Annotated in this window: 20 protein-coding genes; 15 read left to right on the top strand and 5 right to left on the bottom strand. The window is 59.6% G+C overall.

Annotated features, from left to right (window positions below; all coding sequences use genetic code 11):
- Positions 1 to 107: 107 nt before the first annotated feature.
- Complete coding sequence (locus BLT00_RS20115; RefSeq protein WP_092146261.1) at positions 108 to 1,802, bottom strand: lactate permease LctP family transporter; 1,695 nt, start codon at positions 1,800 to 1,802, stop codon at positions 108 to 110.
- Between the two features lie 262 nt (positions 1,803 to 2,064).
- Between BLT00_RS20115 and BLT00_RS20110 the strand changes: the two genes are divergently transcribed.
- A complete protein-coding gene (locus BLT00_RS20110) occupies positions 2,065 to 2,832 on the top strand; it encodes an FCD domain-containing protein (RefSeq protein ID WP_092146124.1) in 768 nt (255 codons plus the stop codon).
- 147 nt (positions 2,833 to 2,979) lie between these two features.
- Here BLT00_RS20110 and smpB read toward each other — a convergent pair whose 3' ends face one another.
- A complete protein-coding gene (gene smpB / locus BLT00_RS20105) occupies positions 2,980 to 3,462 on the bottom strand; it encodes an SsrA-binding protein SmpB (RefSeq protein WP_042730880.1) in 483 nt (160 codons plus the stop codon).
- 118 nt (positions 3,463 to 3,580) lie between these two features.
- Here smpB and BLT00_RS20100 point away from each other — a divergent pair, with 118 nt between their 5' ends.
- The 3 genes from BLT00_RS20100 to BLT00_RS20090 are packed head-to-tail and all read left to right on the top strand — an operon-like array spanning position 3,581 to position 5,734.
- Positions 3,581 to 4,984: a sodium-dependent transporter gene (locus BLT00_RS20100; protein WP_092146259.1), complete on the top strand. Its 1,404-nt coding sequence runs from the start codon at positions 3,581 to 3,583 to the stop codon at positions 4,982 to 4,984.
- Positions 4,985 to 4,991: 7 nt separating this feature from the next.
- Positions 4,992 to 5,435 carry a type II toxin-antitoxin system RatA family toxin gene (locus BLT00_RS20095; RefSeq protein WP_024617726.1) on the top strand — a complete coding sequence of 148 codons (444 nt, stop codon included), beginning with the start codon at positions 4,992 to 4,994 and terminating at the stop codon, positions 5,433 to 5,435.
- On the top strand, positions 5,432 to 5,734 hold the full coding sequence (locus tag BLT00_RS20090; RefSeq protein WP_092146122.1) for an RnfH family protein: 303 nt from the start codon (positions 5,432 to 5,434) through the stop codon (positions 5,732 to 5,734). Before BLT00_RS20095 ends, BLT00_RS20090 begins: the two co-directional genes overlap by 4 nt.
- A 59-nt stretch (positions 5,735 to 5,793) precedes the next feature.
- Here the strand turns inward: BLT00_RS20090 and BLT00_RS20085 are convergent, their stop codons facing one another.
- Positions 5,794 to 6,321: an outer membrane protein assembly factor BamE gene (locus BLT00_RS20085; RefSeq protein WP_072341055.1), complete on the bottom strand. Its 528-nt coding sequence runs from the start codon at positions 6,319 to 6,321 to the stop codon at positions 5,794 to 5,796.
- Positions 6,322 to 6,418: 97 nt separating this feature from the next.
- Here BLT00_RS20085 and fur point away from each other — a divergent pair, with 97 nt between their 5' ends.
- Positions 6,419 to 6,823 carry a ferric iron uptake transcriptional regulator gene (fur, locus tag BLT00_RS20080; protein WP_003197684.1) on the top strand — a complete coding sequence of 135 codons (405 nt, stop codon included), beginning with the start codon at positions 6,419 to 6,421 and terminating at the stop codon, positions 6,821 to 6,823.
- 77 nt (positions 6,824 to 6,900) lie between these two features.
- On the opposite strand, the gene recN is transcribed toward fur, so the two are convergent.
- Positions 6,901 to 8,574, bottom strand: a complete 1,674-nt coding sequence (gene recN / locus BLT00_RS20075) for a DNA repair protein RecN (RefSeq protein WP_092146120.1) — start codon at positions 8,572 to 8,574, stop codon at positions 6,901 to 6,903.
- A 241-nt stretch (positions 8,575 to 8,815) separates the two neighbouring features.
- On the opposite strand from recN, the gene grpE reads away from it, so the two are divergent.
- The 8 genes from grpE (at position 8,816) to BLT00_RS20035 (ending at position 19,294) form a co-directional block, all read left to right on the top strand.
- The gene (grpE, locus tag BLT00_RS20070) at positions 8,816 to 9,382 is read left to right on the top strand and encodes a nucleotide exchange factor GrpE (RefSeq protein ID WP_013692249.1); all 567 of its coding nucleotides are present in this window, start codon (positions 8,816 to 8,818) and stop codon (positions 9,380 to 9,382) included.
- Positions 9,383 to 9,483: 101 nt separating this feature from the next.
- Positions 9,484 to 11,400, top strand: a complete 1,917-nt coding sequence (gene dnaK, locus BLT00_RS20065; protein ID WP_014336568.1) for a molecular chaperone DnaK — start codon at positions 9,484 to 9,486, stop codon at positions 11,398 to 11,400.
- Between the two features lie 322 nt (positions 11,401 to 11,722).
- A complete protein-coding gene (gene dnaJ / locus BLT00_RS20060) occupies positions 11,723 to 12,847 on the top strand; it encodes a molecular chaperone DnaJ (RefSeq protein WP_003197693.1) in 1,125 nt (374 codons plus the stop codon).
- A gap of 9 nt (positions 12,848 to 12,856) precedes the next feature.
- Entirely contained in the window at positions 12,857 to 13,663 is an 807-nt protein-coding gene (gene dapB / locus BLT00_RS20055; protein WP_092146118.1) for a 4-hydroxy-tetrahydrodipicolinate reductase, read from the top strand.
- Between the two features lie 255 nt (positions 13,664 to 13,918).
- A complete protein-coding gene (gene carA, locus BLT00_RS20050; RefSeq protein WP_063322989.1) occupies positions 13,919 to 15,055 on the top strand; it encodes a glutamine-hydrolyzing carbamoyl-phosphate synthase small subunit in 1,137 nt (378 codons plus the stop codon).
- 105 nt (positions 15,056 to 15,160) lie between these two features.
- Entirely contained in the window at positions 15,161 to 18,382 is a 3,222-nt protein-coding gene (carB, locus tag BLT00_RS20045; protein ID WP_063322988.1) for a carbamoyl-phosphate synthase large subunit, read from the top strand.
- 2 nt (positions 18,383 to 18,384) lie between these two features.
- Positions 18,385 to 18,861 carry a transcription elongation factor GreA gene (greA, locus tag BLT00_RS20040; protein ID WP_027911987.1) on the top strand — a complete coding sequence of 159 codons (477 nt, stop codon included), beginning with the start codon at positions 18,385 to 18,387 and terminating at the stop codon, positions 18,859 to 18,861.
- 28 nt (positions 18,862 to 18,889) lie between these two features.
- On the top strand, positions 18,890 to 19,294 hold the full coding sequence (locus tag BLT00_RS20035) for a hypothetical protein (RefSeq protein WP_063322987.1): 405 nt from the start codon (positions 18,890 to 18,892) through the stop codon (positions 19,292 to 19,294).
- 10 nt (positions 19,295 to 19,304) lie between these two features.
- Here the strand turns inward: BLT00_RS20035 and BLT00_RS20030 are convergent, their stop codons facing one another.
- Entirely contained in the window at positions 19,305 to 19,613 is a 309-nt protein-coding gene (locus tag BLT00_RS20030; protein ID WP_003197704.1) for a YhbY family RNA-binding protein, read from the bottom strand.
- Between the two features lie 106 nt (positions 19,614 to 19,719).
- On the opposite strand from BLT00_RS20030, the gene rlmE reads away from it, so the two are divergent.
- Both rlmE and ftsH read left to right on the top strand, forming a co-directional pair.
- Positions 19,720 to 20,370 (top strand): 23S rRNA (uridine(2552)-2'-O)-methyltransferase RlmE, encoded by a 651-nt coding sequence (gene rlmE, locus BLT00_RS20025; RefSeq protein WP_060739222.1) that lies wholly within the window; start codon positions 19,720 to 19,722, stop codon positions 20,368 to 20,370.
- 192 nt (positions 20,371 to 20,562) lie between these two features.
- Positions 20,563 to 22,473 carry an ATP-dependent zinc metalloprotease FtsH gene (gene ftsH / locus BLT00_RS20020; RefSeq protein WP_072341069.1) on the top strand — a complete coding sequence of 637 codons (1,911 nt, stop codon included), beginning with the start codon at positions 20,563 to 20,565 and terminating at the stop codon, positions 22,471 to 22,473.
- The last annotated feature ends 1 nt before the right edge of the window (position 22,474 follow it).

Genomic DNA, 22,474 nt, shown 5'->3' with positions numbered 1-22,474 from the left:
TGCTGAATATAGACAGGAAATCTTTCAGCAGCCTTGCAGACCCGGTGGTGAATAGCAGACGCCGAATCACGGTTCGGCGTCGGTTTTTTCAGTGTTGCGTGTAGGACTTAATGAACCAGCATGCCGGTAAACCAGTAGGCCTGGGCCAACGTGATCAGGCCGACAATCGTTGCAAAGAATAGGCTGTGTTTGAGGGTGAAACGGAACAGATCCGATTCCTTGCCCACCAGCCCGGTCGCCGCGCAGGCCACCGCGATCGATTGTGGCGAAATCATCTTGCCGGTCACGCCGCCGCTGGTATTGGCCGCCACGAGCAAGGTGTCGTTGACGCCGAGCTGGTGCGCGGTGGTGGCTTGCAGCGAGCTGAACAACGCGTTGGACGACGTATCGGAACCGGTCAGGAACACGCCCAGCCAACCCAGGAACGGCGAGAAGAACGGGAACGCCGCGCCCGTGCCGGCCAGTACCAGGGCCATGGTCGACGACATGCCCGAGTAGTTGGTGACGAAGGCGAATGCCAGCACCATGCCGATGGACAGGATCGGCCAGCGCAGCTCGAAAAGTGTCTCTTTAAAAGTGGTAAGACCAGTTTTGATATTGATCTTCAGTACCAGCATCGAGATCAATGCGGAGAAGAAAATCGCCGTGCCGGTGGCGGAAATCGGATCAAGCTTGAACACGGCCGGAATGGCAGTGGGGTTGATCACGATGGGCGCGACCTTGATCACCATCTGGTCCAGGTGCGGGATGGCGAAGTTGAACACCCAGCCGTACATCGAACCGCCCGCAGCGAACATTGCCTTGAACGGCTTAAGGGTCCAGATCGTCACCAATACGGTCAGGATCAGGAACGGCGACCAGGCTTTGATGATTTCTCCCAGGCTGTAGGGCGAAGCCACCGTGCTGCGCGGTTGGCCGAAACCGCCGACGCTGGCGGTGACCGTTGCGCTGGAGGTGGCGCCGGCAATCTGGGCGCCGGCGGTGCGCTTGGGCTGCCAGACTTTCAGGAACAGCGTCAGGGAAATCAGGCTGGCCAGGGCGGAGGTGATGTCCGGCAGTTCCGGGCCGATGAAGTTGGAGGTGAAGTACTGGGTGATGGCGAAGCTCAAGCCGGCCACCAGCGCTGCTGGCCAGGTTTCCCGCACGCCGCGCAGACCGTCCATCATGAACACCAGCCAGAACGGCACGAACAGCGACAGCAGGGGCAGTTGGCGACCGGTCATGGCGCCGATCTTGAAGGCGTCGATCCCGGTAACCTGACCGGCCACGATGATCGGAATGCCCAACGCGCCGAACGCGACCGGGGCGGTGTTGGCGATCAGGCACAGGCCCGCGGCATACAGGGGGTTGAAGCCCAGGCCGACCAGCAGGGCGGCAGTGATCGCCACCGGGGCACCGAAACCGGCGGCCCCTTCCAGGAACGCGCCGAAGCAAAAGCCGATCAGCAGCACTTGCAGGCGTTGGTCATCGGTAATCGACAGCACTGAGCTGCGAATCACCTCGAACTGGCCGCTCTTGACCGTCAGTTTGTAGAGGAATACGGCGGCGACGATGATCCAGGCGATGGGCCACAGACCGTAGGCAAAGCCATAGCCGGCGGCTGCGAAGGCCATGTCGGCGGGCATATTGAACGCGAAAATCGCCACAGCGATCGCCAGGGCCAAGGTAATGCTGCCGGCCACATGTCCCTTGAGGCGAAACACCGCCAGGGCCAGGAAGAAAAATACGATGGGAATGACGGCCGCGAGTGCGGACAAGCCGAGGCTGCCGAGCGGGCTGTAGAGCTGTTGCCAGGTTTGCATCATGGGTGGGCCCCTAATTGTTGTTGGTCAGGCACTGCCAGCGGATTTGGTTAATTGGTAATACCAATTTACAATCGCTGTTGGCTAGGGTAAAAGCCTTGGTTGTCGTGTGTCAATTTGCCGCCCTGAAACTTTCGTCGAATAAGCGGTGCAGATGGCATCTGATCCGTTGGTAGAAGCGGCTTTTACGGGGTGTGGATAAAGCCCGGATGGGCCAGAATAGAGGGCCCGGCGAGCGGTCGGGATCGTGGAGAATTGAGTTATGGGGTTTGATCAGATTCGTCAGCGCCGTTTGTCTGACGATATTGTCGAGCGGCTTGAAGGCATGATCCTTGAGGGCACGCTCAAGTCCGGTGAGCGGCTGCCGGCCGAACGGACCCTGGCTGAGCAGTTCGGTGTGTCACGCCCTTCGTTGCGCGAGGCGATCCAGAAGCTGGCGGCCAAAGGCTTGTTGGTCAGTCGCCAGGGCGGCGGCAACTATGTGGTGGAGTCGCTGGGCTCGACGTTCAGTGATCCGCTGCTGCAGCTTTTGGAAAGCAATCCCGAAGCGCAGCGTGACTTGCTGGAGTTCCGTCACACCTTGGAAGCGTCCTGTGCTTATTACGCGGCGCAGCGGGCCACGGATGTGGACCGCGAGCGGCTGACGGCGGCATTCGACGAGCTGCTGGATTGTTACTCGCGCCACGACGAGGTCAGCCGGGCGGAGGAGGGCGCGGCGGATGCCCGGTTTCACTTGGCGATCGCCGAGGCCAGTCATAACGCCGTGTTGCTGCACACGATTCGCGGCTTGTTCGATTTGCTCAAGCGCAACGTGGTGACCAACATCGGCGGCATGTACAAGCAGCGCAGTGAAACCCGCGACATGCTGATCAGCCAGCACCGGGAGTTGTACCAGGCCATCATGGACGGGCACGCCGAACAGGCGCGGGAAGTGTCCAGCCGGCATATCTTGTATGTGCAGGAAGTCTTGGAAGAGGTGCGTCAGGAGGTGCAGCGGGTGGCGCGGGCGGAGCGGCGCAAGGGGATGTAGGTCGCGAGTTCGGTGGCGATTGGGCTTCTGTATTCGCGAGCAAGCCCGCTCCCACACGGGCTCACTGTTGTACACATATTCTGTGTTCGCAAAAGATCCTATGTGGGAGCGAGCTTGCTCGCGATAGCGGTCTCAAGGACGAAAGACTCAGTCTTCCTTGCCCTTGTTGCGCACTGCACGCTGCAGCTCGCGGCCGGCATCACGTTCACGCTCGGTATCGCGCTTGTCGTATTCCTTCTTGCCCTTGCCCAGGGCAATTTCGCACTTGATCAAGTGCTTGCTCCAGTACAACGACGTGCAGACGCAGGTGTAACCCTTCTGTTGCACCGAGGCGAAAAGTTTTTCCAGCTCGCGTTTGTTGAGCAGCAATTTGCGCGAGCGCACCGGGTCGGCAATCACGTGGGTGCTGGCGGTGGTCAGCGGCGTGATATGACTGCCCAGCAGCCAGGCTTCGCCGTCCTTGAGCAGCACATAGCTGTCGACCAGTTGCGCCTTGCCGGCACGCAAGCTCTTTACTTCCCAGCCGGCCAGGACCATGCCAGCCTCGAAACGTTGTTCGATGAAGTAATCGTGTCGCGCCTTTTTATTTTGCGCGATGGTCCCTGTGGGGTGTTTCTTCTGTTTAGCCATAGGGGCGGCATTATAGGCAGTTGCGCGCGTGTCGGCTACGGTGAAGCAGCGTGCTTGAGCACGTTGAGTGAATCCCGGACAATGCGGCCTCTTTTTTGAATGCTTGGGCGTGATCACGATGTCGACAGACAAGGTTTCTGTCCACGGCAGTTGGGCTAGCCGCTGGGTCTTCATACTCGCGGCGACTGGTTCTGCCGTGGGGCTGGGTAGTATCTGGAAGTTTCCGTACATGGTCGGCGTCTACGGTGGCGGCGCCTTCGTATTGATGTTCCTGGCGTGCATCGCGCTGATCGGCGCACCGGTGATGCTGGCCGAAACCCTGATCGGACGTCGGGCCCGGCAAAGCCCGGCCAATGCCCTGAAGGTACTGGCGGTAGAGGCTGGCCATTCGACCAAGTGGTCGTGGGGCGCCTTCGCCGGGATGATCACGGCGCTGTTGATCCTGTCTTTCTATAGCGTGGTCGGTGGCTGGTCCCTGGACTACATCATCGACATGGGGCGCGGGGATTTCCAAGGGGCCACGCCGGATCAGGTGGGCGCCTACTTCGGCAATGTGATCGCCGATCCCTGGAGGCTGACCCTCTGGCACACGATTTTCATGGTGCTCTCGGCGGTGGTAATTGCCCGGGGCGTGGTGGCCGGGCTTGAGCGCAGCCTGCGGATCATGATGCCGTTGCTGTTCGTGATGATCCTGGTGCTGCTGGGCTACAGCATGACCACCGGGCATTTCATGGAAGGCGTGCATTTCATGTTCGACTTCCAGCCGGAGAAAGTCCTGGACGGCCTGCTGCCGGCCATGGGGCATGCGTTTTTCTCCCTGAGCGTCGGGGTCGGTTCGATCATGATCTATGGCGCCTACATGCCCAAGAATGCCTCCCTGACCCGAACTGTGGTCGGCGTTGCACTGCTGGACACCTTCGTGTCGCTGCTGGCGGGCGTGGCATTGTTTCCGATTGTGTTCGCTGCCGGCCTGAATCCGAGCGAGGGGCCAGGGTTGATGTTCGTCAGCCTGCCCTTTGCCTTTGGCAGCATGGCGTTCGGCCAGGTGATGGGCGTGGTGTTTTTTCTCCTGGTGGCCATCGCGGCCTGGAGTTCGGCCATCTCCCTGCTGGAACCCATGGTGGCTTACCTGGTTGAACGGACCCGGCTCAGTCGTGCCTGGGTAACCTTCTGGCTGGCCTTCACCTGTTGGTTTGTCGGCCTGGGCACGGTGTTTTCCTTCAATATATGGAAGCAGGCGAAGTTTTTCGTGAACGAAGACGGGCTGTTCCATCTCTACCAGTGGGGCGCAACCGGAGGGCTGGATTTCTTCGGCGTGATTGATTTCTTCACCTCACGGATCATGCTGCCATTGGGTGGTTTGTGTTTCGTAGTGTTTGCAGGATGGATCATGGGGCGTGAAGCAGTGCGTGATGAGCTGTCGCTGCGTAGCCCGGTATTGTTCGGCTTGAGCCTGTTCTTGATGCGCTATGTGGCGCCCATCGGCATTCTTGTAGTGTTTGCCGCCCAGCTGTGGAAGTGACGCTTACATGACGACACATATTCAACGCTCGGCCTTGCTGCCCTACCCGGCGCAGGCGCTGTATGACCTGGTCAACGATGTGGCGAGCTACCCGGAGTTCTTGCCGTGGTGCTCGTCGGCCGAGGTGCTGGAAAGCTCTGAAACCCATATGCGCGCCAGCCTCAACATTGCCAAGAGCGGCTTGAGCCAGCGCTTCGTCACGCGCAATACGCTGGTGCCGGGACAGTCCATCGAGATGAATCTGGAGGAAGGGCCTTTCAATCAGCTCCACGGTGTCTGGGTGTTCAAGCCGCTGGGTGAAAAGGCCTGCAAGATCAGCCTGGACCTGTCGTTCGACTACGCCGGTCCTCTGGTGCGGGCGACGCTGGGGCCGCTGTTCAATCAGGCCGCCAATACCCTGGTCGATGCGTTCTGCCAGCGGGCCAAGCAGAATGCAGAGCTCAAGCGTTGATTGAGATAGAAGTGGTGTATGCCTCAGCGGAGCGTCAGGTCTTGCGCACCTGCATGGTGCAGGAGGGCGCGAGTGTTCGCGCCGCACTGGCGGCATCCGGTATTGCCGATGTGTTTCCGGAGCTGGATCTGATGACTTGCCCGGTGGGGATTTTTGGCAAGCTGGTTGTCGATCCAGAGCATCAGGTGGTGCAGGCGGCCGATCGACTGGAGATTTATCGCCCGTTGTTGGCCGATCCGAAGGAAATTCGGCGCCTGCGCGCGGCCAAGGCTGCCCAGGCACGCCAATCGGAGCAATAACCTGGCTTGAATGACAGGCAATAAAAAACCCGGCATGCCGGGTTTTTTTATGCCGCCATTTATTGCGGCGATGTGTCCAGGGGCTCTGGCGTCGGGACTGGTACGGTCTCGACTTTGTCCACATCCTTCTGGATCTGGTCCAGCAACGAACCTGGCTTGGCCGGTTTTTCCGGTTTTGGCTGTTCGGCTTTCTGGGTCGGGTCGGTAACGGTGTTGTCGCTGTCCTTGCCCAAGATGGCTTCGTCACGGCTCACGCCAGGCATGAAATCGCCTGACAGGCTGACGAGTTGGTCGTTGGGGCTGAAGATAACGCTGATGCGTTCCTGCTGGCGCTCACCGCCGCCTGGCTGCAAGCTGTACAGATAATCCCAGCGATCGGCATGGAACGTGTCGGTCAGCAGAGGGTTACCCATGATAAACCGTACTTGCCGGCGGGTCATTCCCGGGCGTAACTGGTCTATCATGTCCTGCGTGACGACATTGCCCTGCTGGATGTCGATTTTGTAAACCCCGGGGAATGAACAACCGGCGAGTGCGAGCAGTCCCACAAAGGTGAAACTGGTTAGCAAGAGCTTGGTGTTTTGCATCGGTGGGCGACTTCCACTATCTTGGCTGGGACAACGTAAACGCCGATCATACCCGCATTAAGAGAAGCTGCGAAGCAGCATCGCGAGAAAGCTGACCATGGTTGAAAATAGCGAACTACGCAAAGCCGGCCTCAAAGTGACCCTGCCACGGGTCAAGATTCTACAAATGCTCGATTCCGCCGAGCAACGCCACATGAGTGCTGAAGATGTCTATAAGGCGCTTATGGAGGCTGGTGAGGACGTCGGTCTGGCCACGGTTTACCGTGTTCTGACCCAGTTCGAGGCAGCTGGCTTGGTGGTGCGGCACAACTTCGACGGAGGCCATGCGGTCTTCGAGCTGGACGACGGCAAGCATCACGACCATATGGTCAACGTCGAGACCAGTGAAGTGATCGAATTCTTCGACGAAGAAATCGAGCGGCTGCAGAAAGCAATCGTCGACAAGTATGGCTTCGAGATGGTTGATCACAATCTTGTGCTGTACGTACGCAAGAAAAAGTAAGCATGTCGCGCGGACTATTACGGTTCGCGAAACGAACGAAGGCGACCCCAGGGTCGCCTTCGTGCTTTCTGCCGTTCTCAGATTTTCGCGGTAACGACCATTTTTTTCGCGTGGGCCAGGGATTCCTTGGTGAGGTCGATGCCCCCGAGCATTCGCGCCACTTCTTCTACGCGCTCGTTTTTGTTGAGCTTGGACACGGCGGTGCGAGTGGCATCCTCGCCGCGTACCTTATGCACAAATAGATGCTGGTGTCCCTGGGCGGCGACCTGGGGCAGGTGAGTCACCGTCAGTACCTGGCCGCGTTCCCCCAGTCGGCGCAGCAACTGGCCGACAATTTCCGCGGTTGGGCCACCGATGCCCACGTCCACTTCGTCGAATACCAGCGTCGGCACGCGAGAAGTCTGCGCGGTGATGACCTGGATGGCCAGGCTGATTCGTGACAGTTCGCCGCCGGACGCGACTTTGGCCAGGGCCTTGAGCGGTTGCCCTGGGTTGGCGCTGACCAGCAGTTCCACTTGCTCCAGCCCGTTGGGCTGGAGCTCGCCGCCAGCGTTGGGGCGCAATTCGATGGTGAAGCGCCCGCCGGGCATGCCCAGGCGCTGGATCTCCTGCTCCACGGCGCTGGCCAGCCCTGTTGCGGCGTGCTGCCGCAGTTCACTGAGCTCCTTGGCCTTTTCCTGATAATGACGGGCATAAGAAGCCAGTTCGTCCCCCAGGCGCTCGATGGATTCATCGTTGGCGTTCAGGGTTTCCAGTTCTTCCAGCAGCCGCTGCTGGAGTTCGGCAACGTCGGCCGGCTGGATGCGGTGCTTGCGCGCCAGTGTATAGATGGTGTCCAGGCGCTCTTCCAGGTACTGCAGGCGGGCCGGGTCGGCATCGAAATGATCGAGGAACCGATTCAGCTCCCCGACGGCTTCTTCGACCTGGATCTGCGCGCTCGTCAGCAGGTTCGTCGCTTCGTTCAGGGCGCCCACCGAATTGTTCACACTGGAGAGTCGGTTCAAGCTCGCTGTCAGCGCATTGAGCACATTGCCCGAATCGCTCTCGCTGCATTGTTCGACCACTTGCCGGCAAATGCCCAGCAGGGTTTCGGCGTTGGTCAGGTTCTTGTGTTCCTGCTCCAGCTCTGCCAGTTCATTTTCACCCAGAGCCAGGTTCTCCAGCTCTTCGAGCTGATAGCTCAGCAACTGGTGACGGGCGCGCTGTTCGTCGCCGGAGTTGGAGAGTCGATCCAGTTCCTGCCGGGTTTGGCGCCAGCGTTGGGCCGCCAGTTGGACCTGTCGGGCCAGGTCGGTGGCGCCGGCGTATTCATCCAGCAAGCGGCGATGGGTGTCGGTCTTGAGCAGGGATTGGTGTTCATGCTGGCTGTGAATGTCGATCAGCAGCTCGCCGAGGGCCTTGAGGTCGCCCAAGGGGCAGGGCGTGCCATTGATGTAGCCGCGGGAGCGTCCTTCGGCGGTGATGACCCGGCGCAGGATGCACAGGCCGTCGGTGTCCAGGTCGCGTTCGGCCAGCCAGGCGCTGGCCTCGGGGATGTCGACCAGGTCGAACGTCGCCAGGATGTCGGCCTTGTCCGCTCCGGGGCGCACTACGCCACTGTCGGCGCGGTCGCCCAGCGTCAGGCCCAGGGCATCGAGCATGATCGACTTGCCTGCGCCGGTTTCACCGGTGATCACACTCATGCCTCGATCAAGTTCGAGGTCGAGGTGTTCGACGATGGCGTAGTTGTGTACGGACAGGTGCACCAGCATAAGGCCGCTCCCAGGCTTTAGGTCTGGTTATTTATACAGTGTTTTGTTTTGGCCTGACAATGCCTTTGCTTAGCTCGATTTGCTTGGATAAATGATTTTCTTAGCGCGGCGGGGAATGGTTATGCAGCTGTTTTTTGTAAGGTTAATTCGTCAGATGGCCCTTGAAGCTGCAAAACCCGACCCCATATACCGGGGCAGAAGCGCGAGTTGAGCTCGCGGACGAAGTTGAGAGGAGAAATCTATGGCTGACGAACAGACGCAGGACACGCAAAATCTAGACGCCAATCAGGCTTCCCAGGATTCCGGTGAAGACCTGGCGGCACGTGTACAAGTGCTCGAGGAGCAACTGGCCGGTGCGCAGGATCAGGCGTTGCGTGTAGCAGCCGACCTGCAGAATGTCCGCCGTCGCGCCGAGCAAGATGTAGAGAAGGCTCATAAATTCGCCCTGGAGCGTTTCGCCGGCGACCTGTTGCCGATCATCGACAGCCTGGAGCGTGGCCTGGAACTGTCCAACCCGGATGACGAAAACATTCGTCCGATGCGTGAAGGCATCGAGCTGACCCTGAAGATGTTCCAGGACACCCTCAAGCGTTATCAGCTCGAAACCCTTGATCCCCATGGCGAACCCTTCAACGCCGAGCACCACCAGGCCATGGCGATGCAGGAAAGTGCCGACGTCGAGCCAAACAGTGTGCTGAAGGTTTTCCAGAAGGGCTATCTGCTCAATGGGCGCCTGCTGCGTCCGGCCATGGTCGTGGTCAGCAAGACGCCAGCGCCGGTTTCGCCTTCTATTGATGAGCAGGCTTGAAATCGGTCGTAGCGGCCCCATCTATATGTCAAGCGTTTAAGTGCTACCGCAGTTAGCCACCACTGCTGCGGCAACAAAATCCAAGTTCCGGGAGAGTTAACATGGGCAAGATTATCGGTATCGACCTGGGGACCACCAACTCGTGCGTCTCCGTGCTGGAAAACGGCAAGGCCAAGGTCATCGAAAACGCTGAAGGCGCGCGTACTACGCCGTCGATCATCGCTTACGCCAATGATGGCGAGATTCTGGTTGGCCAATCGGCCAAGCGTCAGGCAGTGACCAATCCGCATAACACCCTGTACGCGGTGAAGCGTCTGATCGGTCGCAAGTTCGACGAAGAAGTCGTCCAGAAAGACATCAAGATGGTGCCTTACAAAATCGCCAAGGCTGACAACGGCGATGCCTGGGTTGAAGTGAACGGCCAGAAAATGGCGCCGCCACAGATCTCGGCTGAAATCCTCAAGAAAATGAAGAAAACCGCCGAAGATTACCTCGGCGAAGCGGTGACTGAGGCGGTCATTACTGTGCCTGCCTATTTCAACGACAGCCAGCGCCAGGCGACTAAAGACGCTGGCCGCATCGCGGGCCTGGACGTAAAACGTATCATCAACGAACCGACTGCGGCCGCTCTGGCCTACGGTATGGACAAGGCCAAGGGCGATCACACCGTGATCGTTTATGACCTGGGTGGCGGTACCTTCGACGTTTCCGTGATCGAGATCGCTGAAGTCGACGGCGAGCACCAGTTCGAAGTATTGGCAACCAACGGTGACACATTCCTCGGTGGTGAAGACTTCGACATCCGCCTGATCGACTACCTCGTCGACGAGTTCAAGAAAGAAAGCGGCATGAACCTCAAGGGTGACCCGCTGGCCATGCAGCGCCTGAAAGAAGCCGCTGAAAAAGCCAAGATCGAACTGTCCTCGAGCCAGTCGACCGACGTGAACCTGCCGTACATCACCGCAGACGCCACCGGTCCTAAGCACCTGAACGTAAAAATCTCCCGCGCCAAGCTCGAAGCGCTGGTGGAAGACCTGGTTCAGCGCACCATCGAACCTTGCCGCATCGCTATGAAAGACGCCGGTATCGACGTTGGTTCGATCAACGACGTGATCCTGGTTGGCGGTCAGACCCGTATGCCACTGGTTCAGAAGTTGGTGACCGATTTCTTCGGTAAAGAAGCACGTAAAGACGTCAATCCTGACGAAGCTGTTGCCATGGGTGCTGCTATCCAGGGCGCGGTATTGGCTGGTGACGTGAAAGACGTTCTGCTGCTCGACGTCAGCCCGCTGACTCTGGGTATCGAAACCATGGGCGGCGTAATGACCGCGCTGATCGAGAAAAACACCACGATTCCTACCAAGAAATCCCAGGTGTTCTCGACTGCCGACGACAACCAGGGCGCAGTGACCATTCACGTGCTGCAAGGTGAGCGTAAGCAAGCCGCGCAGAACAAGTCCCTGGGCAAGTTCGACCTGGCCGAGATTCCACCAGCACCGCGTGGCGTGCCACAAATCGAAGTGACCTTCGACATCGACGCCAACGGCATCCTGCACGTCGGCGCGAAAGACAAGGCTACCGGCAAGACTCAGTCGATCGTGATCAAGGCCAACTCCGGTCTGTCCGAGGAAGAAATTCAGCAGATGGTTCGTGATGCTGAAGTCAACGCCGAGGAAGACCGCAAGTTCGAAGAACTGGCCAGCGCTCGTAACCAGGGCGATGCCTTGGTGCACTCGACTCGCAAAATGATCGCTGATGCTGGCGAAAAAGTGACCGCGGAAGAGAAAACCGCCATCGAAGCGGCCGTGGTTGCCCTGGAAGCTGCCGTCAAAGGCGACGACAAGGCCGCCATCGAAGCGAAAATCGAAGAGCTGTCCAAGGTCTCTGCGCCAGTGGCTCAGAAAATGTACGCCGAACAGGCTCAGCCTGCAGAAGGCGCGGCTGCGCAGGGCGAATCGGCCGAGAAAGCCGACGACGTCGTTGACGCCGAGTTCGAAGAAGTGAAAGACCACAAGTAATCGCTTGTTGGTCGGCCGGTTGACTGCATTTGTGCGGTGGCTGGTAGGATGTCGCCGCGCGGGAGCTTGCTCCCGCGTTGGCGTGTCTGGAGTCAATGAATTTTTACAGCATGCGACAACGCTCGGATGCTGGCGGTGTGATCGGGAATGCTCCTGCTTTCCGAGCGGCGGACACCGCGTTTTGGCCGGGTCCCTGGCTGAAAAACTTAAGACCAGGATCGTTGAATCGACGTGAGTTGGGTCCGGGCCTGTATTGGGGCTCAACGAGTTTGGCAAGGTTCAGGAGAGGTTTGCCGGACGTCCTATAAGAGTGCAAAGACTAATGGCAAAGCGTGACTTTTACGAAGTATTGGGTGTCGAGCGGGGGGCCAGCGAGGCGGACCTGAAAAAGGCCTATCGTCGCCTGGCGATGAAGCACCACCCGGACCGTAATCCCGGCGACAAAGCGTCGGAAGAGATGTTCAAGGAGGCCAACGAGGCCTACGAAGTGCTGTCCGATTCGAGCAAGCGCGCGGCTTACGATCAGTACGGTCATGCCGGCGTCGACCCAAGCATGGGTGGCGGCGGTGCCGGTTTCGGCGGTCAGAACTTTTCCGATATTTTCGGTGATGTGTTCAGCGATTTCTTCGGTGGCGGTCGCGGCGGTGCCCGTGGCGGCGCTCAGCGTGGCAGCGATTTGCGCTACACGTTGGAGTTGAACCTGGAAGAAGCGGTGCGCGGTACTACCGTCAATATCCGTGTTCCAACGCTGGTCAATTGCAAGCCATGCGATGGCTCGGGCGCCAAGAAGGGCTCCTCGCCCGTTACGTGCCCGACCTGTGGCGGCATCGGCCAGGTTCGCATGCAGCAGGGCTTTTTCTCGGTGCAGCAGACCTGCCCGCGTTGCCATGGCCAAGGCAAGATCATTTCCGATCCGTGCGACTCCTGCCACGGTGAAGGGCGTGTCGAAGAGTACAAGACGCTGTCGGTCAAAGTGCCGGCCGGTGTCGACACCGGTGACCGCATTCGCCTGTCCGGCGAAGGCGAGGCAGGTGCCCAGGGCGGCCCGACTGGTGATCTGTATGTGGTCATCAATGTGCGCGAGCATGCGATTTTCCAGCGCGACGGCAAGCACCTGTTCTGCGAAGTGCCGATCAGCTTCGTTGATGCGGCCTTGGGTGGTGAGCTTGAGATCCCGACCCTCGACGGTCGCGTCAAGCTGAAAATCCCCGAGGGCACGCAGACCGGCAAGCAGTTCCGGATCCGCGGCAAAGGTGTCGCGCCAGTGCGTGGCGGTGGTGCGGGCGACCTGATGTGCCGCGTGGCGGTGGAGACTCCGGTCAACCTGGGGCGGCGTCAGCGTGAGCTGTTGGAAGAGTTCCGCAACTCGCTGGCGGATGACAACAGTCACTCTCCGAAAACCACCGGTTGGTTCGAAGGTGTAAAACGCTTCTTCGGCGACCTGTAAGGAGTTCGCATGCGACGTATAGCTGTGATGGGCGCTGCGGGGCGCATGGGCAAGGCGCTGGTCGAGGCGGTGCAGCAGCGCTCGCCGCTTTCCGGCCTGACGGCGGCCATCGTTCGGCCCGACAGCACGCTGGTAGGTGCCGATGCGGGCGAGTTGGCCTCACTGGGGCGTATCGGCGTGCCGATGTCCGGTGGCCTGGAGAAAGTGCTCGACGAGTTCGATGTACTGATTGATTTCACCTTGCCGGAAGTGATGCTGAAAAACCTCGCGATCTGCCGCAAGCACGGCAAGGCCATGGTGATCGGTACGACGGGGCTGGATGCTGCGCAAAAGCAATTGCTGGCCGAAGCGGGCAAGGACATTCCGATCGTGTTTGCCGCGAACTTCAGCGTGGGCGTGAACCTGTCGCTGAAGCTGCTGGACATGGCGGCCCGGGTCTTGGGTGACGATGCGGATATCGAAATCATCGAGGCGCATCACCGGCACAAGATCGACGCGCCTTCGGGAACGGCCTTGCGCATGGGTGAGGTGATTGCCGATGCGTTGGGTCGCGATCTGCAGGAAGTGGCAGTGTATGGGCGTCAGGGGCACACCGGTGCTCGTGAGCGCAGCACCATCGGTTTCGCCACTGTGCGCGGCGGTGATGTGGTGGGCGACCACACTGTGCTGTTCGCCACTGAAGGCGAGCGCCTGGAGATCACCCACAAGGCATCAAGCCGGATGACTTTCGCCAAGGGGGCCGTTCGCGCGGCACTGTGGCTGGATGGCCGCGAGCCTGGTTTGTACGACATGCAGGACGTTCTCGACCTGCGTTGATGCCCCTAGGTGCGGGGTTCAGGTTATACTGAGCCCCGTTTTACACCGCTTCGCGACGGCCTGTCGCATTCCCCTGCCTTCAAGGCTCATTAGCGGTGGACCAAAAAAGCCTTTTTCTGTAAGCTACAGCTTTAGTGTGTCCACTAAAAGCGCGCAGAATAATTCAGTGAACAAGCGGGGTGACGTGTCCATACGTCACTCCGCTTTTTTACAACCTGCGATCGCCCTTTCAGGCTTTATTTACGGGAGGTCTTCTTGACTAAGCCAGCCATACTCGCCCTTGCTGATGGCAGCATTTTTCGCGGCGAAGCCATTGGAGCCGACGGTCAGACCGTTGGTGAGGTGGTGTTTAACACCGCAATGACCGGCTATCAGGAAATTCTTACCGATCCTTCCTACGCCCAACAAATCGTTACCCTGACTTACCCGCACATCGGCAACACCGGCACTACGCCGGAAGACGCCGAGTCTGATCGTGTCTGGTCCGCCGGCCTGGTCATCCGTGACTTGCCGCTGGTAGCGAGCAACTGGCGTAACACGATGTCCCTGTCCGATTACCTGAAAGCCAACAACGTCGTGGCGATCGCCGGTATCGACACCCGTCGCCTGACCCGCATCCTTCGGGAAAAAGGCGCGCAAAACGGCTGCATCATGGCCGGCGACAACATTTCCGAAGAAGCCGCCATTGCCGCTGCCCAGGGCTTCCCTGGTCTCAAGGGCATGGACCTGGCGAAAGTCGTCAGCACCAAGAAACAGTACGAATGGCGCTCCACGGTCTGGGACCTGAAGACCGACAGTCACGCGACGATCGAGGCTTCCGAGCTGCCTTACCACGTCGTGGCCTACGACTACGGCGTCAAGCTGAACATCCTGCGCATGCTGGTCGAGCGTGGTTGCCGCGTCACCGTGGTGCCGGCCCAAACCCCGGCCGCCGACGTCCTGGCCCTCAAGCCCGACGGTGTGTTCCTGTCCAACGGCCCGGGTGACCCGGAGCCTTGCGACTATGCGATCCAGGCGATCAAAGACGTGCTGGAAACCGAGATCCCGGTATTCGGTATCTGCCTCGGTCACCAACTGCTGGCTCTGGCTTCGGGCGCCAAGACCTTGAAGATGGGCCACGGCCACCACGGTGCCAACCACCCCGTGCAGGACCTGGATACCGGCGTGGTGATGATCACCAGCCAGAACCACGGTTTCGCGGTGGACGAAGCCACTCTGCCGGCCAATGTGCGCGCGATTCACAAGTCGCTGTTCGACGGCACGCTGCAAGGTATCGAGCGTACCGACAAGAGCGCGTTCAGCTTCCAGGGCCACCCTGAAGCGAGCCCGGGCCCGAACGATGTGGCCCCGCTGTTCGATCGCTTCATCAGCGAGATGGCCAAGCGACGCTGACCGCGAGAAGCCCGAGGGCGGCCCCGAGCGCGGCGGCCCCTTCGGGCGCTTCAAAGATTGTTCGACGGCCTAGCCGACTGACCTGCGGATTTGAGTGACAAACCCATGCCAAAACGTACAGACATAAAAAGCATCCTGATTCTCGGCGCTGGCCCGATCGTGATCGGCCAGGCCTGCGAATTCGACTACTCCGGCGCCCAGGCCTGTAAAGCCCTGCGCGAAGAGGGTTACCGCGTCATCCTGGTGAACTCCAACCCGGCCACCATCATGACCGACCCGGCCATGGCCGACGCCACCTACATCGAACCGATCAAGTGGCAGACCGTTGCCAAGATCATCGAGAAGGAACGCCCGGACGCGCTGCTGCCGACCATGGGTGGCCAGACCGCGTTGAACTGCGCCCTGGACCTGGAGCGCGAAGGCGTCCTGGAGAAGTTCGGTGTGGAAATGATCGGCGCCAACGCCGACACCATCGACAAGGCCGAAGACCGTTCGCGCTTCGACAAGGCGATGAAATCCATCGGCCTGGACTGCCCACGCTCGGGCATCGCCCACAGCATGGAAGAGGCCAACGCCGTCCTGGAACGCCTTGGCTTCCCGTGCATCATCCGTCCGTCCTTCACCATGGGCGGCACTGGTGGCGGCATCGCCTACAACCGTGAAGAGTTCGAAGAAATCTGCGCTCGTGGTCTCGACTTGTCGCCGACCAAGGAACTGCTGATCGACGAATCCCTGATCGGTTGGAAAGAATATGAAATGGAAGTTGTCCGCGACAAAAAGGACAACTGCATCATCGTCTGCTCCATCGAAAACTTCGACCCGATGGGCGTGCACACTGGTGACTCGATCACCGTCGCGCCAGCCCAGACCCTGACCGACAAGGAATACCAGATCCTGCGTAACGCCTCCCTGGCGGTACTGCGCGAGATCGGCGTGGAAACCGGCGGCTCCAATGTCCAGTTCGGCATCTGCCCGAACACCGGTCGCATGGTGGTCATCGAGATGAACCCGCGGGTATCCCGTTCGTCGGCCCTGGCTTCCAAGGCCACCGGTTTCCCGATTGCCAAGGTCGCTGCCAAGCTGGCCGTGGGCTACACCCTGGACGAGCTGTCGAACGACATCACCGGCGGCAAGACCCCGGCATCCTTCGAACCGTCCATCGACTACGTCGTCACCAAGCTGCCACGCTTCGCCTTCGAGAAGTTCGCCAAGGCTGATGCCCGCCTGACGACTCAAATGAAGTCGGTCGGTGAAGTCATGGCCATTGGCCGGACTTTCCAGGAGTCCTTGCAGAAAGCCCTTCGCGGCCTGGAAGTGGGCGTCTGCGGTCTTGATCCGAAGCTGGACCTGGCCGACCCGGAAAGCATGAGCGTGCTCAAGCGCGAGCTGACCGTGCCGGGCGCCGAGCGTATCTGGTACGTGGCCGATGCCTTCCGTGCCGGCATGACCGTCGAGCAGATCTTTGGCATGAACATGATCGACCCTTGGTTCCTGGTACAGATCGAAGATCTGATCAAGGAAGAAGAGAAGGTCAAGACCCTGGGCATGTCCAGCATCGACCGCGACACCATGTTCCGCCTCAAGCGCAAAGGCTTCTCCGACATGCGCCTGGCCAAGCTGCTGGGTGTGACCGAGAAGAGCTTGCGCGCGCATCGCCACAAGCTGGAAGTGTTCCCGGTCTACAAGCGCGTCGACACCTGCGCGGCCGAGTTCGCCACTGACACCGCCTACCTGTACTCCACGTACGAAGAAGAGTGCGAAGCCGCGCCATCGACCCGCGACAAGATCATGATCCTGGGTGGCGGTCCTAACCGGATCGGCCAGGGCATCGAGTTCGACTACTGCTGCGTACACGCGGCATTGGCCCTGCGCGACGACGGTTACGAGACCATCATGGTCAACTGCAACCCGGAAACCGTGTCCACCGACTACGACACCTCCGATCGCCTGTACTTCGAGCCAGTGACCCTGGAAGACGTGCTGGAAATCGTCCGCGTCGAGAAGCCAAAAGGCGTGATCGTCCAGTACGGCGGCCAGACTCCGCTGAAACTGGCCCGTGCCCTTGAAGCCGCTGGCGTGCCGATCATCGGTACCAGCCCGGATGCGATCGACCGCGCCGAAGACCGTGAGCGCTTCCAGCAGATGGTCGAGCGCCTGAACCTGCGCCAGCCGCCAAACGCCACCGTGCGCAGCGAAGACGAAGCGATTCGTGCCGCGGCCAAGATCGGTTACCCGCTGGTGGTGCGTCCGTCCTATGTGCTGGGCGGTCGTGCGATGGAAATCGTCTATCAAGAAGACGAGCTCAAGCGCTACCTGCGTGAAGCGGTCCAGGTGTCCAACGACAGCCCGGTGCTGCTGGACCACTTCCTCAACTGCGCCATCGAAATGGACGTGGACGCGGTCAGCGACGGCAAAGACGTGGTAATTGGCGCGATCATGCAGCACATCGAGCAGGCCGGTGTTCACTCCGGTGATTCCGCTTGCTCGCTGCCGCCTTACTCGCTGCCGGCGCACATCCAGGACGAGATGCGCGAGCAGGTCAAGAAAATGGCCCTGGAGCTGGGCGTTGTCGGTCTGATGAACGTGCAGCTGGCCCTGCAGGGCGAAGACATCTACGTCATCGAAGTCAACCCGCGCGCTTCCCGGACCGTGCCATTTGTCTCCAAGTGCATCGGTGTTTCCCTGGCGATGATCGCTGCACGGGTCATGGCGGGCAAAACCCTGAAGGAACTGAATTTCACCAAGGAAATCATTCCGAACTTCTACAGCGTGAAAGAGGCGGTGTTCCCGTTCGCCAAGTTCCCTGGCGTCGACCCGATCCTCGGCCCTGAGATGAAGTCCACCGGTGAAGTGATGGGCGTGGGCGATACCTTCGGTGAAGCCTTTGCCAAGGCCCAGATGGGCGCGAGCGAAGTGTTGCCGACTGGCGGCACGGCGTTCATCAGCGTGCGTGATGACGACAAGCCACTGGTTGCAGGCGTAGCCCGTGATCTGATCAACTTGGGCTTCGAAGTGGTCGCCACTGCCGGTACTGCCAGGCTGATCGAAGCGGCAGGCCTGAAAGTGCGCCGCGTGAACAAGGTGACCGAGGGGCGTCCGCACGTGGTCGACATGATCAAGAATGACGAAGTCACGCTGATCATCAACACCACCGAAGGTCGCCAGTCGATCGCCGATTCCTACTCCATTCGTCGCAATGCGCTGCAGCACAAGATCTACTGCACCACGACCATTGCTGCGGGCGAAGCGATCTGCGAAGCGCTCAAGTTCGGTCCCGAGAAGACCGTGCGTCGCTTGCAGGATCTACATGCAGGATTGAAGGCATGAGCATAACCAAGTACCCGATGACAGTTCAGGGCGCGAAGGCCCTGGAAGAAGAACACGCTTTCCTGACCAAGGTCGAGCGCCCGCGCTTGAGCCAGGCTATTGGTGAAGCGCGTGAGCTGGGCGATCTCAAGGAAAACGCCGAATACCACGCTGCCCGAGAGGAGCAGGGGATGGTCGAGGCGCGTGTCCGTGACATCGAAGGTCGCATGCAGAATGCGGTGATCATCGATGTCACGACGATTCCGCACACTGGCAAGGTGATCTTTGGCACTACCGTGGAAATCGCCAACGTCGAGACCGATGAAAGCGTCACTTACCAGATCGTTGGTGAGGACGAGGCAGACATCAAGCTCGGCAAGATTTCCGTTGGTTCGCCCATCGCTCGCGCCTTGATTGCCAAGGAAGAGGGCGATGTGGTGGTGGTGAAGACGCCGGGTGGTGTCATCGAGTATGAGATTGTCGAAGTCCGTCACATCTGAACGAAGGCGCCCGCTGCGAGCGGGCGCCATGATCTGGCAGCTCACCCAGATGTTGTGGGTGGGCGGCGTCTGGTTGTTGCATGTCGGTTTGCTGCCGGTGCTGGGTCGAGTCGGCCTGGCACCGCTGCTCATCGATGAAATCGCAGGCATGCTGACGGCGCTGCTGGTGGGTTTCTCCGCGGCGTGCGTAATATTTCAGGCTTTGGTGCTGGTTCAGGCCGAGGGCCTTGCCAGTCTATGGCGCGACATTCGTGGGCAATTGTTGCTCATGTCGTTGTACGCGTGCGGGATGTTCTTCGCGGTGCGTCTCGGCTGGCCGGATGCGAGCCAGTGGCAGGCATTCAGTTACCTGGTGCTGGGTTTTTCCGGGTTGGTGCTGGTGTTGCAGCCGGTTCCCGGGTGGAGTGGCAGGGTGTGCGAGGCACACCCTTGACCCTTTGGCATCACTTGAAGCGGTGAACGTTCGACAGTTGCTTGTTGACGCTGAAATTCTTGCGATAAATCAGCGCCATCTTGCCGATGACCTGCACCAGGTCGGCCTTGCCGGTCTTGCACAGTTCGGCAACGGCAGCCAGGCGGGCTTCGCGGTCGAGGATGTTGAGCTTGATCTTGATCAGCTCGTGATCGCTCAAGGCGCGCTCCAGTTCGGCGAGTACACCTTCAGTCAAACCGTTGTCAGCCACAGTCAAAACCGGTTTCAGATGGTGGCCAATGGATTTGTATTGTTTCTTCTGCTCTTGAGTGAGCGGCATAATCTGACCCCTGCGTCTGATCTTGTAAAAAGCGGCGGCCAGTTTACCCGAGCAAGTCCGGGACCGCCCACTTAATCACGACCCGTTTTATTTTTAGAGGTGGCCCGTGGCCCGTTCCAAGACTAGCCAGAACTGGCTCAGAGAGCATTTCAACGATCCGTACGTCAAAATGGCGCAAAAAGACGGCTATCGCTCTCGCGCCAGCTATAAATTGCTGGAGATCCAGGAAAAGGATCGCCTGATCCGTCCAGGCATGACCGTGATCGATCTCGGCGCGGCACCGGGCGGTTGGTCCCAGGTGACCAGTCGTCTGATTGGCGGTCAGGGCCGCTTGATCGCTTCCGATATCCTGGAAATGGACAGCATCCCTGATGTGACCTTTATCCAGGGCGATTTCACGGAAGACGCCGTGTTGGCGAAAATCCTGGAGGCCGTCGGAAATACGCAGGTTGACCTTGTGATTTCCGATATGGCCCCCAATATGAGTGGATTGGCGGCTGTCGACATGCCTCGTGCAATGTTCCTCAGCGAGCTGGCCCTGGATCTTGCCGGGCGGGTTTTGCGGCCAGGTGGTGATTTTTTGATCAAGGTCTTCCAGGGTGAAGGCTTCGACGAATACCACAAGGGCATCCGCAAATTGTTCGACAAGGTGCAGATGCGCAAGCCATTGTCATCCCGTGACCGTTCTCGCGAACAGTATCTGCTCGCGCGGGGCTTTCGTGGTGTTGAAGGTGCGGCCAGTGATGAGCGTCTTTGATAGAAGGCGATAGTTTTTTTTGTCTCGCGTTGAAAAAGCCGTGTAACGAAAATTACCCGGCCAAAGTTTCACAAAGGGTTACAGACGGCGCCTGCCAGAGTCGTAGGTAATGTAGTAAGTTAGGCCGGTGAATATCATGCGAAGCGCGCGCCAGTAGCGGAGCTTGCTTCAGAGGGTAGTTAATTGAACGATATGGCAAAGAATCTGATCCTGTGGTTGATCATCGCCGCTGTCCTGGTGACCGTGATGAACAACTTCTCCAGCCCTAACGAGCCGCAGACCCTCAACTATTCCGACTTCATCCAGCAGGTCAAGGATGGCAAGGTCGAGCGCGTAGCCGTTGATGGCTATGTGATTACCGGTAAGCGCACCGATGGCGACAGCTTCAAGACCATTCGTCCGGCAATCCAGGACAATGGCCTGATCGGCGACCTGGTGGACAACCATGTCGTGGTCGAAGGCAAGCAGCCTGAGCAGCAAAGCATCTGGACCCAGCTCCTGGTCGCCAGCTTCCCGATCCTGGTGATCATCGCCGTGTTCATGTTCTTCATGCGCCAGATGCAGGGCGGCGGAGGAGGCAAGGGCGGGCCGATGAGCTTTGGCAAGAGCAAGGCCCGGCTGCTTTCCGAAGACCAGGTGAAAACCACCCTGGCCGACGTCGCGGGTTGCGACGAAGCCAAGGAAGAAGTCGGCGAGCTGGTCGAGTTCCTGCGTGATCCGGGCAAGTTCCAACGCCTGGGCGGTCGTATCCCGCGCGGCGTACTGATGGTGGGCCCGCCGGGTACGGGTAAAACCTTGCTGGCCAAAGCGATCGCCGGTGAAGCCAAGGTGCCGTTCTTCACGATTTCCGGTTCCGACTTCGTCGAAATGTTCGTCGGCGTGGGCGCCAGTCGTGTTCGCGACATGTTCGAACAGGCCAAAAAACACGCGCCGTGCATCATCTTCATCGACGAGATCGACGCCGTTGGTCGCCATCGTGGCGCCGGCATGGGTGGCGGTCACGATGAGCGTGAACAGACCCTCAACCAGTTGCTGGTCGAGATGGACGGTTTCGAAATGAACGACGGCATCATCGTGATTGCCGCCACCAACCGTCCTGACGTGCTCGACCCTGCGCTGTTGCGTCCAGGTCGCTTCGACCGCCAGGTCGTGGTGGGGCTGCCGGACATTCGTGGTCGCGAGCAGATCCTCAAGGTCCATATGCGCAAGGTGCCAATGGGTGACGACGTCGCTCCTGCAGTCATCGCGCGTGGTACGCCGGGCTTTTCCGGTGCCGACCTGGCGAACCTGGTCAACGAAGCGTCGCTGTTCGCCGCTCGTACCGGCAAGCGCGTCGTGGAAATGAAGGAATTCGAACTGGCCAAGGACAAGATCATGATGGGCGCTGAGCGCAAATCCATGGTCATGTCGGAGAAAGAAAAGCAGAACACCGCGTATCACGAGGCGGGTCACGCGATCGTCGGTCGTGTCGTGCCCGAGCACGATCCGGTCTACAAGGTCTCGATCATCCCGCGCGGTCGCGCCCTGGGCGTGACCATGTTCCTGCCGGAAGAGGATCGCTACAGCCTGTCCAAGCGTGCATTGATCAGCCAGATCTGTTCGTTGTACGGCGGTCGTATCGCCGAAGAGATGACGTTGGGCTTCGATGGCGTGACCACCGGGGCATCCAACGACATCATGCGCGCCAGTCAGATCGCTCGGAACATGGTCACCAAGTGGGGCCTGTCCGAGAAACTGGGGCCGCTGATGTATGCCGAAGAAGAAGGGGAAGTGTTCCTCGGTCGTGGTGGCAGTGGCCAGCATGCAAGCTTCTCTGGCGAAACGGCCAAGCTGATCGATTCCGAAGTGCGCAGCATCATCGACCAGTGCTACGGCACAGCCCGGCAGATTCTCACGGACAACCGTGACAAGCTCGATGCCATGGCCGATGCCCTGATGAAGTACGAAACCATCGATGCCGAGCAGATCGACGACATCATGGCGGGTCGCGTACCTCGCGAGCCTCGTGACTGGTCGGGTGGTACTGGCACCTCCGGTACACCTCCGGCAGTACAGGGTGAGCGTCCGGAGACACCGATTGGCGGTCCGGCCGCTGATGTCTAAG

Source organism: Pseudomonas sp. NFACC51 (assembly GCF_900103575.1).
Lineage (GTDB): Bacteria > Pseudomonadota > Gammaproteobacteria > Pseudomonadales > Pseudomonadaceae > Aquipseudomonas > Aquipseudomonas fluorescens_Q.
The sequence above is the reverse complement of the archived record's forward strand: the minus strand, read 5'-3'. Positions and strand labels throughout refer to the sequence as shown.

Bases quoted from the DNA above. Each gene is read 5' to 3' on its own strand.
- smpB (WP_042730880.1), bottom strand. From the start codon at position 3,462: ATGGCTAAACAGAAGAAACACCCCACAGGGACCATCGCGCAAAATAAA.
- recN (WP_092146120.1), bottom strand. From the start codon at position 8,574: ATGCTGGTGCACCTGTCCGTACACAACTACGCCATCGTCGAACACCTC.
- dnaK (WP_014336568.1), top strand. From the start codon at position 9,484: ATGGGCAAGATTATCGGTATCGACCTGGGGACCACCAACTCGTGCGTC.
- BLT00_RS20035 (WP_063322987.1), top strand. From the start codon at position 18,890: ATGATCTGGCAGCTCACCCAGATGTTGTGGGTGGGCGGCGTCTGGTTG.
- ftsH (WP_072341069.1), top strand. From the start codon at position 20,563: ATGGCAAAGAATCTGATCCTGTGGTTGATCATCGCCGCTGTCCTGGTG.
- BLT00_RS20085 (WP_072341055.1), bottom strand. From the start codon at position 6,321: ATGCAAAACACCAAGCTCTTGCTAACCAGTTTCACCTTTGTGGGACTG.
- carB (WP_063322988.1), top strand. From the start codon at position 15,161: ATGCCAAAACGTACAGACATAAAAAGCATCCTGATTCTCGGCGCTGGC.
- BLT00_RS20110 (WP_092146124.1), top strand. From the start codon at position 2,065: ATGGGGTTTGATCAGATTCGTCAGCGCCGTTTGTCTGACGATATTGTC.
- fur (WP_003197684.1), top strand. From the start codon at position 6,419: ATGGTTGAAAATAGCGAACTACGCAAAGCCGGCCTCAAAGTGACCCTG.
- dnaJ (WP_003197693.1), top strand. From the start codon at position 11,723: ATGGCAAAGCGTGACTTTTACGAAGTATTGGGTGTCGAGCGGGGGGCC.
- BLT00_RS20030 (WP_003197704.1), bottom strand. From the start codon at position 19,613: ATGCCGCTCACTCAAGAGCAGAAGAAACAATACAAATCCATTGGCCAC.
- dapB (WP_092146118.1), top strand. From the start codon at position 12,857: ATGCGACGTATAGCTGTGATGGGCGCTGCGGGGCGCATGGGCAAGGCG.
- grpE (WP_013692249.1), top strand. From the start codon at position 8,816: ATGGCTGACGAACAGACGCAGGACACGCAAAATCTAGACGCCAATCAG.
- BLT00_RS20095 (WP_024617726.1), top strand. From the start codon at position 4,992: ATGACGACACATATTCAACGCTCGGCCTTGCTGCCCTACCCGGCGCAG.
- BLT00_RS20115 (WP_092146261.1), bottom strand. From the start codon at position 1,802: ATGCAAACCTGGCAACAGCTCTACAGCCCGCTCGGCAGCCTCGGCTTG.
- BLT00_RS20100 (WP_092146259.1), top strand. From the start codon at position 3,581: ATGTCGACAGACAAGGTTTCTGTCCACGGCAGTTGGGCTAGCCGCTGG.